Origin of the sequence: Treponema sp. JC4 (assembly GCF_000260795.1) — a bacterium.
Taxonomy (GTDB): Bacteria; Spirochaetota; Spirochaetia; order Treponematales; family Treponemataceae; genus Treponema_D.
Genome location: NZ_AJGU01000004.1, coordinates 146,159 through 154,976, shown reverse-complemented (window position 1 = coordinate 154,976; position 8,818 = coordinate 146,159). Strand labels below are relative to the sequence as shown.

The following is an 8,818-nucleotide window of genomic DNA, read 5'->3' as shown; positions in this document are numbered from 1 at the left end:
TAATAATCATCAAAACCGCTGTCCTTCCAGTCTTTTAGCTTTCTTATTACCTGCTCCCAGATATAATAATCAAGGCTTGCAATGTAATCTGTTTTTTCCAGAATAGGAACAAAATTATTAGGACTTAAAACTCCTTTGAGCGGCTGATTCCAGCGGACAAGAGCCTCACCTCCGTTAACACACTGAGTTTTTGCATTAAACTGAGGCTGAATATAGAAAACAAATTCTCCACGTTCAAGCGCAGATGTAAAATCGTTAAGAATTGTTTTTTCTGTAATTAATTCCTGAACCATGGACATATCATAATAAGACAAAATCTTAGTATATTCGTTGTCGTTTTTCGAAATTGCAACAAAACCGCGGTCACACATGGCAAGAATATCTTCTTCAGGATTTTCAATCTCATAAACTCCTAGATATATCCTTATACGATAATGGAAGCTCTTGCTGAGATTTGTCTGGAAAGTTTCAAAACGGCGGACAATATCTTTTTCATCAAAATATTCCTTTCGCATAAGCATTGCAAACTTATCACCGCTTATGCGCCCGTGAATACAACCTTCATAATCAATCTGTTCAAAGGTTCTGGCTTCTCCAATCAGGATTTCATTTCCAATTTCTTCGCCAAAAATATCATTTATAAGTTTAAAATCACCAATATCAGAGCATACAAAAACATACTGATTGTCCGGATTATGTTTCAGTTCTTCTTCTGCATGCTTAAGGAAGGCTTCTCTGTTCAAAAGTCCTGTAAGTGCATCGTGGCTTGCAAGATATTTTTCTTTTTCAAGAATAGTCAGATATTCTGTTTTATCATCCAGCTTAATCAGATAACCGATTGGCCGGCCTTTTTTGTCTGTAAGGCGGGCAAGTTCACCGGAAAAAGTATGAATAATATCATTAATTAAGAAATTTTCATCTTCAATCGGAATAGAATCTGCATCATCCGGCAAATCGTTTTTCCACTGCATAAGATAGCTTTCAAGGAAAACATTTTTATTTTCATCTGATACAGAACGGAATAAAAGTCTTGCAATATTGTTGGCAAAAAGGCATTTTCCATCCAGATCATAACAGATAACCGCAGTACTGATATTGAGGGCAACCTGTTCCATCAAAATACCGGAAAATTCCTTTGGAACCGTACTCAAAATAAAATAAAGGTATATATATAGAACAATCGGATATATCATAATTGAAAAATTAAAAGGCCAGTGGAAGGCAACAAAAAATCCGTTTATCACAACTCCCGTACAGAAAGCACCGAGCAGCATATAATACTTTTTCTGAAAAAGCACCGGAATCTTTGCAACCCTGACAATACTAAGCACAATAAAGGTACAGGCAAGGAAATAAGAGAAAATCATGTGGAAGTAATACTGGGGCTTAAAAATAAAGATCCAGCAGAATACCCTTCCGTTTTCATTATGAACAGGAATAAAATCAACCGTATTGTGTAAACAGAAATTCAGCATAAGATAGACTGAATCTGCAATCGCAAAAAATACAAGACCATTGAAAAATTTATAGTAGAGTTTTCTTTTCTGACTGTAATAAGGAAGCCATAAGAGGCTCATGGAAAGGAAGATTAAGATCCAGTCCATTGCCGCAAAATAAAGGGAAGCCAGAAACATTGCGCGTGTGGCATAAGGAGTGTAGCACATTAAAAGGTAAGAACTTGTAATAACAAATACCGAAGTAATCAGTGCAATCTCAAGACGTGTAGTCTTGATGATTTTTTTAAATGCACAAAAGTACAGGACAAATAGCGAGAAAATTTCGATAAGTGAAATAATAGTAAAGGCTAACTTCATAGGCCACAAACTAAAGTAAAAATATTATTATGAAGTTAATTATAACACAGAAATAAAAATTTACAGTCTTTTTTTCTATTTAGACTGCTTTTTTTACTGCCTCAAGCAATTCTGAATATTCTGTAAAGGCTGGGAACTGAGGATATTCCTTTATAATGCTCTCTGTTGAGCGGAAAAGGAAGCCTGCTTTAGAAGCCTTAATCATTCCAAGGTCATTGAAACTGTCACCGCTGGCAATTGTTTCAAAACCAATAGACTGAAGGGCTTTTACAGTTGTAAGCTTACTCTGCTCGCAGCGCATTTTATAACCGGTGATTTCGCCGTTTGCTGCAACTTCAAGGCTGTTACAGAAAATTGTAGGATAGCCCAGTTTTGCCATAAGAGGGGCAGCAAACTGTTCAAAAGTATCACTGATAATAATAACCTGGCAAACTTTCTTAAGCTCATCAAGGAATTCTTTTGCACCAGGAAGAGGGTCAATTTTTTTGATTGTATCCTGGATTTCTTTAAGTCCAAGATTATGTTCTTTCAGGATTTTTATACGGAAGTTCATAAGTTTATCATAATCCGGTTCATCACGTGTTGTACGACGAAGTTCAGGAATTCCAACTGCATCAGCAAAAGCAATCCAAATCTCAGGAACCAAAACACCTTCCAAATCAAGACACGTAATAGTCATATAAAACCTCTGAAAAAACTTTAATTATGCTAATAAAATACAGTATTACTTAAAAGGTTGCAAGAACCCCGGAAAAATTGAGAAAGCAGGCTGACTTTGATACCCCCGCACATCAGGCAATGTGCAGGAAAAATTGTTAATCTTTAAGAAGCTTACCGAAGTGAATCAGATAATCGATAAAAGAAACGTAGCTGCAAAGAACACAGATGATAAAAAGAATGAGGGAAACAAGTTTAAGAGTTCCAAAGCATTCCGGCTGAATTCCAAAGCGAACAAGAGTTTCAAGGAAAAGAGCAAAGAAGCCTGAAGCAACATACATTACTGTCTTGAACTTTCCGCCCTTACGAGCTGCAATTGCAGTTCCTTTTTTTACTGCAACCATACGGATAAAGTTCATTGTCATTTCACGGTAGAGAATCAGGATAAAAAGGAATGGCTTCATGTAACTGAGTTTAGGATCAAAAGAGAACATAAAGCAGAGGAAGGTTCCAAGATGAACTACAACATCAGCAAAAGGGTCAAAAAGTTTTCCAAAATCGCTTACCTCGTTGTTGCGGCGTGCAAAAAATCCGTCCAGAAAATCTGTAAACTCCATAAAACAAAGGAGAGGAATTGCAATTACAACTGATGCTTTAGCAAAAAGTCCGCCAGTCCAGATAGGAAGAAAATACAAAATAAAAAATACTGGTGATAAAAGAATGCGGGTAAGAGTGAATTTGTTTGAAAGCTTCATAATAAAATTATTATAAAGGATTATGACAGAAAAAACAATGTAACAAAGTAAAAATACTCCCGGTCGCAGAGTGTGTGACAAAACCGCGCGATATCGCGCTACACGCTGATTGTGGCATAGTAACTATAAAAATGGCCGCTTTCGCGGCCGTCACAATCAGAGTGTTTTTATCACACACTCTACTCCCTTGCGTTTTTTTTCATTATAAAAAGTTTACTGGTATCCCTTAAAATCGTGGATAATGCTGACTGCGGACTTTGCGTCGTAGCCTGGCATTTCACGTTTGATAATCTGAAGGGCCTGCTCAACAATTCCAGGGCTGTCCGAAACACCGTGAAGTATTACAGTTTTATCTTCAATTGTTGCATGAACAAACTCAATATTCAGGTGATATTCAAAACTGAGTTTATTTACAATTGTCTGAGCCTTAAGAAGTTCTTCCAGCATTTTATTACCGGCTTCTTCCTGCTTTACAGTAACTGTTTTTTCAACAAAGTGGGCAATCTGTTCTGCGGCAATCTCTTCAGGAATCATACCTGTATTCAAAACCATGTGAAAAAGAGTGCTGTCATTATCTTCAATATTAAAGAAGCTTCTGTGGAAGCCGGCGCGGTTTGCATCACTTTCCTGAATACGCTGCTTTGCCTGCTTTTCGTCCCAGTTGAATTCAGCTCGAAGGCGTTCAATTCTGGTCTTTTCATCAGCAACAAGACGAACACTGATATTATTCGGAACTCCCTGCAAAACTGCAAAAGCACCGCGTCCGATAATAATCACATTCTTCTGCTGGGCAGCTTCAAGAATTGCATACTGTGCATAGTTAAAATATTCATCTCGATTCTTTGCAAGGGAAGCAAAAAATCCGGGCTTTCGCTCATCATACTTAGGCATTTTTGACTCCGGGAAACCCAGTTCAACAATGCGCTTTTCAATATCTTTACGAGTTACGAATTTATAATTGAGTAACTTAGCCAACTCTGCCGCAACCTCATCTCCATGAGCTGCAACCTGTCTAGAAACTGTAATAACTGCCATGATGTACCCCCTTTTTGAGTTAACTCAGAATCGTTTTCCATGTATTATGATATTATCGAAAACTAAATCTGTCAAAAAATTTTTCTACTATAAAATGTGACCCGGAGGTTTTATGAAAAATTATTTTACTTCTGATGATGAAAAACTAAAATGGAAGACTCTTGCCGAAAAAAAACTTCTTGAAACTGTCGTTTTTGACGTGATGGACTACACAAACCAGTCTGCAAGCGGGGTAAAAGGCGATTATTATGTTATGAGAGCACCAGACTGGGTAATTGTAATTACAAAAAAAGAAGATAAATTCATCATGGTAAAGCAGTGGCGCCACGGTGAAAAAGCTTTGAGCGTAGAATTTCCCGGCGGAGTAATTGATAAAGGAGAAGACCCTCAAACTGCGGCAAAACGGGAACTTATGGAAGAAACCGGCTGTATCGCAGGTAAGTTAACAAATCTTGGAAGCGTAAACCCGAATCCGGCGCTTTTTAATAATCATGTTCACGTATTTCTTGCAGAAGATTTAACGGCAACCGGCAAACAGGAACTTGATGCCGACGAATTTATAAACTGCATGGAGCTTTCGGAGGAAGAAGTGCTGGAAGGAATGGGAACACCTCAATTCCCCCACGGCTTAATGACAATGGCCTTCTGTTTATATATGAAGCACATGAAGAAGGCATAAAAAAATCCTACTAAAAAGCAGGATTTTTCTAAAAAGGTCAGTTTTTTATCGCTCGATAAATCTCGCTCTGAGGCATTTTATCGATGAACCTAAAACAAGCCTCTCGGCTCGTTTTTTAACGGTTCTTCTATTATTGCCCACCGTAAGGCTCATACTCCTTCTTAGGATCGTATGTACCGCGGCGATATTCACCGGTAAGACTTGGAACGTTCATCTTCATACCAGGAAGAATAAGGTTTGGATTTTCTGGTTTTGGCATTCCGGCTTTATTTGCCTGGTAAAGGTTTTCCCACAAGAGCGGGTTATTGTAGATGTATGGACGACCAGAAATATTCCAGTAGCAGTCTTTTGTTTCTGCCCAAGGGCGAACAATGTAAACTGCAGGAAGAGGTGTTACTTCGTGAACACCATCCAGAGAAGCAAGGGCAAGCTTTGCGTATTCAGTAGCCTTATCCCAGTCTTCTGCTTCAAAATATTTCTTTGCAGTTTCAAGATTTTCCTTTGCAGCTGTGTAAGCCATTGGGAAAGTATGAGGGGCATCAATCTTTTCTGCCCAGTTAACCTGATTTTCTGCAAGTTTGATTGCGTCTTCAGCCTGACCGCGGGCCATCATAGCACGGATATATTCTTTTGAAAGACGGGCATTTTCTTCTGCCTTTTTTGCATATTCAATAGAATCTGCATATTCTCCGGCATCAAGTGCGTTTTCAGCCTTTTTTTCATATTCATCAGCAAGTTTCTGATAAGTGTTGTTCTTAAAACTTCTGGCAGCAAACAAAGAAGCTACACACGCAGCAGCAGCTAAAAATGAAACTACTTTTTTCATAATTATTCCTCCTCTGCAACAGGTGCAGGTTCAACTTTTTTTTCAACTTCTACAGCATTACCATTATCGTCAATTGCAGCAGGGATTTCGATTTCTGCAGCTTCAGGTGCTTCGTAAGTATCTTCTTCAAGAAGAACAGCTCCAGCCTCTTCAATTCCTTCAATTTCTTCTGTATCAAGAATTGGAGCTTTTTCATCAGCTTCAGCAGCAAGTTCTGCACTTTCTTCTACAGCCTTTTTAGCTTCATCAAGTTTTTTCTGTGCAGCGGCACGTTTCTTTGAAACATCCTGATAAAGGGCATTGAACTGTTCTTTTGCTGTCTTGTAGTTATTATAAGCAGCTTCCGGATTCTGAATTGCATACTGCTGGTCACCAGCCTTGAATAAATCAGCGGCAGCTTTGTATTCTTCCTTGCGTGATACACCGGCTTTTACACTGTCGGCATTTCTTTTAGCTTCAAATGCCTGATCACGTTCTTCCATTGCAAGCTTTTTATAAGCAGCGAAACTTACATTCTTGAATTTTCCGTAAGCCTTATCTGCATCAGCAGCAACGGCAGCGGTATTCCAGTCTTCTCCGGCTAAAGCTTCTTCAACCTTAGTCAGATATTCAACGCCGGCATCATAATCTTTCTGATTGTAAGCGGCATATCCGTTATCATCAATCTTCTTTTTTCTTTCTTAGCCTGAACATAGCTTGTAAGAGCGGCATAGCGGGCAGCGACATCAGCACCCTGAGCTGAAATATCACCTTCAGATTCTTTTACTCTCTCAAATATTTTATCAATAAAGGCAAGAGCTTCTGGTGCGTACTGTTTAGCACCGGCTTCCAAAGCAGCTTTACGTGCATCTTCTATTTTTGCAAGAATTGAATCACGATCTTCAGCAGACTCATCGGCAACTTCGATTTCTTCAACTACCTCTTCCTGAGTCTCCTCTTCTGTAACTTCTTCCTGAACTACAGGAGCTTCTGGAGTTGTTTCTTCTGGCGCAGGTTTTGAACCACAAGATGTAAATGTAAAAATAGCAGCAGCGGCCAAAATTAAGGCAACTTTTTTCATATAGTCCTCCACATTTTGATATAACATTTTACTATAAAAATATCGAGAATGCAAATTTGCATTAATGATTTTGCATTATTTTTTTACTATGTTAAAATACTTTTAGTGAGGAAATTATGGCAGACGATTTTTCTTTTGAAATTGAAAAGAATCTGGGAGTCGTTAGCGAAGGCAAAGGCGGCTGGAATCTTGAATTGAACCTGGTATCCTGGGGGGGACGACCTGCAAAATATGATATAAGAAGCTGGTCTCCTGATCATCAGAAAATGGGCAAAGGCTCTACCTTCAGTGCAGAAGAATTAAAAGCCCTGAAAAATTTATTGAATAGCCTGGAAATATAATAAAGTTTAGTATTCAGCTACGGCTGCTGTTACTCCACGTTTAATAACAATTTCGTAAAGCATTTTCTCCAGCAGGATATCTTCCATAAGTGCCCCGCCGGAGCGGATTTCCATGTCTGCAGAGGCTAAAATTGCAAGAATTGCTGTCGCCTGTTTGTCGTTCCAGATTTTTGCTGCAGATTTATACTGATTCTGCATTGGCACGCTTGAAAAACCGTTTACTTTCAGGGTAAAAGAATCCGGCATTCCGTTATCGCAAACCTTATGCCACAAAACCAGTTTTCTGAAGCAGGAAGCAAGTCCCGCAATCAGCATTACCGAAGAATTTTCTTTAGACAGTCTGATTTTCTGTAAAATTGAAATACCGTTTTCAAAGCGTTTCTGAACCGGCTCTCCGCTCTGACTAATCTGATTAAAAAGAGTAAAGGCAGATTCTTCGCGGTTGTGAGTCAGAACTTTTTCAACATCATCAACTGTAACTGTGTGATCTTTTGGAAAAACAATAAAAAAGCGGGAACATTCGTTTTTAAGCGCCTGAGTATTGTTTTCTATCATATCAAGGATAAGTTCTGCGGCATCCTGATTAATACGGTAGCCGTTTTTCTGGAAGAATTTCGTAAGCCAGGGTACCTTCTGATTATCAAACATTTCCCAGAACTTCTTTTTATTCTGGGCAGGCACCAGTTTGTCTAATTTTGAATCTACACTGACTTCATCAGAAACAAGGATTAAAACTGAAGAGTCGTCCGGGTTTCCGTCAAGCCAGTCAGAAATCATGGCAAGGTCATCCTTCTTTTTAAGAAGCTCCGCACCCTTGCAGACTACGCAAACTCCATTAGAGAACAAGGTTCCGCTCTGGAGAATTGTCATAATCTGACCAAAAGGAGTTTCCTGAAGGTAAAAGAGATGCTCATCTATGTCGCCGAATTTCTTTTTGAGCCCAGCTTTTACCGCATCAACGGCTTCGTTGCGCTCTCCAAATTCAGGACCGGTGTAAAGATAAATCTGACCTGCCATCAATAATCCGCCGGTAAATTAGTAAGTTCTTACGATGTTAGAAAGAATACCTACAACGCGAACTTCTGTGCTGTAAATTGCAGGGAAATCCGGGTTTTCCGGCTGAAGGCGAACACGGCCTGCTTCTTTGTAGTAGCGTTTAAGGGTAATTGCATCATCAATTACGGCAACTACAATCTGACCGTCTACGGCAACACTAGACTGTTCAACAACAGCAAGGTCACCATCAAGGATTCCGGCATTAATCATGCTCTGACCGCGAACACGGAGGGCAAAATAACTTTTTCCAGGGCGAACAAATGGCTCTGTAAGATTAACGTATCCATCAAGGTTTTCTTCAGAAAGAAGAGGACGACCAGCGGCAACATTTCCCAGCAAAGGAACTTTTCCAACAAAAAGTTCTGGTTTCTTTTCGCGGGTATCAACAATTACACGGATTGAGCGGGAACGTTTTGCAGCCTGAGTAATAAATCCTTTTTTCTGCAAAGCCGCAATATGATCCTGTACGGCACGAAGGGAAATTCCAAAATGCTCACCGATTTCGCGGACTGTTGGAGGACAAACATTTTCCTCTGTAAAATCTGAAATAAAATCCAAAACTTCTTTCTGTCTGTCTGTAATTCCTTTCATTTAT

Annotated in this window: 11 protein-coding genes; 2 read left to right on the top strand and 9 right to left on the bottom strand. The window is 39.2% G+C overall.

Annotation, left to right across the window (positions count from 1 at the left end; translation table 11 throughout):
* The 4 genes from MSI_RS04010 to MSI_RS03995 form a co-directional block, all read right to left on the bottom strand.
* On the bottom strand, positions 1–1,814 hold a 1,814-nt coding region (locus tag MSI_RS04010), incomplete at its 3' end, for an EAL domain-containing protein (RefSeq protein WP_039924186.1).
* 79 nt (positions 1,815–1,893) lie between these two features.
* Positions 1,894–2,493, bottom strand: coding sequence for a bifunctional phosphoserine phosphatase/homoserine phosphotransferase ThrH (thrH, locus tag MSI_RS04005; protein WP_009103960.1), 600 nt, complete (start codon positions 2,491–2,493; stop codon positions 1,894–1,896).
* A 136-nt stretch (positions 2,494–2,629) separates the two neighbouring features.
* Entirely contained in the window at positions 2,630–3,226 is a 597-nt protein-coding gene (gene pgsA / locus MSI_RS04000; RefSeq protein WP_009103958.1) for a CDP-diacylglycerol--glycerol-3-phosphate 3-phosphatidyltransferase, read from the bottom strand.
* Between the two features lie 213 nt (positions 3,227–3,439).
* A complete protein-coding gene (locus MSI_RS03995; RefSeq protein ID WP_009103956.1) occupies positions 3,440–4,261 on the bottom strand; it encodes an AAA family ATPase in 822 nt (273 codons plus the stop codon).
* Between the two features lie 112 nt (positions 4,262–4,373).
* On the opposite strand from MSI_RS03995, the gene MSI_RS03990 reads away from it, so the two are divergent.
* Positions 4,374–4,940, top strand: a complete 567-nt coding sequence (locus MSI_RS03990; protein ID WP_009103954.1) for an NUDIX hydrolase — start codon at positions 4,374–4,376, stop codon at positions 4,938–4,940.
* A 130-nt stretch (positions 4,941–5,070) separates the two neighbouring features.
* Here the strand turns inward: MSI_RS03990 and MSI_RS03985 are convergent, their stop codons facing one another.
* The 3 genes from MSI_RS03985 to MSI_RS03975 all read right to left on the bottom strand — a co-directional run bounded on the left by MSI_RS03985 (position 5,071) and on the right by MSI_RS03975 (position 6,826).
* Positions 5,071–5,766 carry a LysM peptidoglycan-binding domain-containing protein gene (locus MSI_RS03985; protein WP_009103952.1) on the bottom strand — a complete coding sequence of 232 codons (696 nt, stop codon included), beginning with the start codon at positions 5,764–5,766 and terminating at the stop codon, positions 5,071–5,073.
* A 2-nt stretch (positions 5,767–5,768) separates the two neighbouring features.
* Entirely contained in the window at positions 5,769–6,248 is a 480-nt protein-coding gene (locus MSI_RS03980; protein ID WP_009103950.1) for a hypothetical protein, read from the bottom strand.
* A gap of 119 nt (positions 6,249–6,367) precedes the next feature.
* Complete coding sequence (locus MSI_RS03975) at positions 6,368–6,826, bottom strand: hypothetical protein (protein WP_009103948.1); 459 nt, start codon at positions 6,824–6,826, stop codon at positions 6,368–6,370.
* 116 nt (positions 6,827–6,942) lie between these two features.
* On the opposite strand from MSI_RS03975, the gene MSI_RS03970 reads away from it, so the two are divergent.
* On the top strand, positions 6,943–7,167 hold the full coding sequence (locus tag MSI_RS03970) for a YdbC family protein (protein WP_009103946.1): 225 nt from the start codon (positions 6,943–6,945) through the stop codon (positions 7,165–7,167).
* A 6-nt stretch (positions 7,168–7,173) separates the two neighbouring features.
* On the opposite strand, the gene holA is transcribed toward MSI_RS03970, so the two are convergent.
* Positions 7,174–8,184 (bottom strand): DNA polymerase III subunit delta, encoded by a 1,011-nt coding sequence (gene holA / locus MSI_RS03965; protein ID WP_009103944.1) that lies wholly within the window; start codon positions 8,182–8,184, stop codon positions 7,174–7,176.
* An 18-nt stretch (positions 8,185–8,202) separates the two neighbouring features.
* The gene (gene lexA, locus MSI_RS03960; protein ID WP_009103943.1) at positions 8,203–8,814 is read right to left on the bottom strand and encodes a transcriptional repressor LexA; all 612 of its coding nucleotides are present in this window, start codon (positions 8,812–8,814) and stop codon (positions 8,203–8,205) included.
* Between the last annotated feature and the right edge of the window lie 4 nt (positions 8,815–8,818).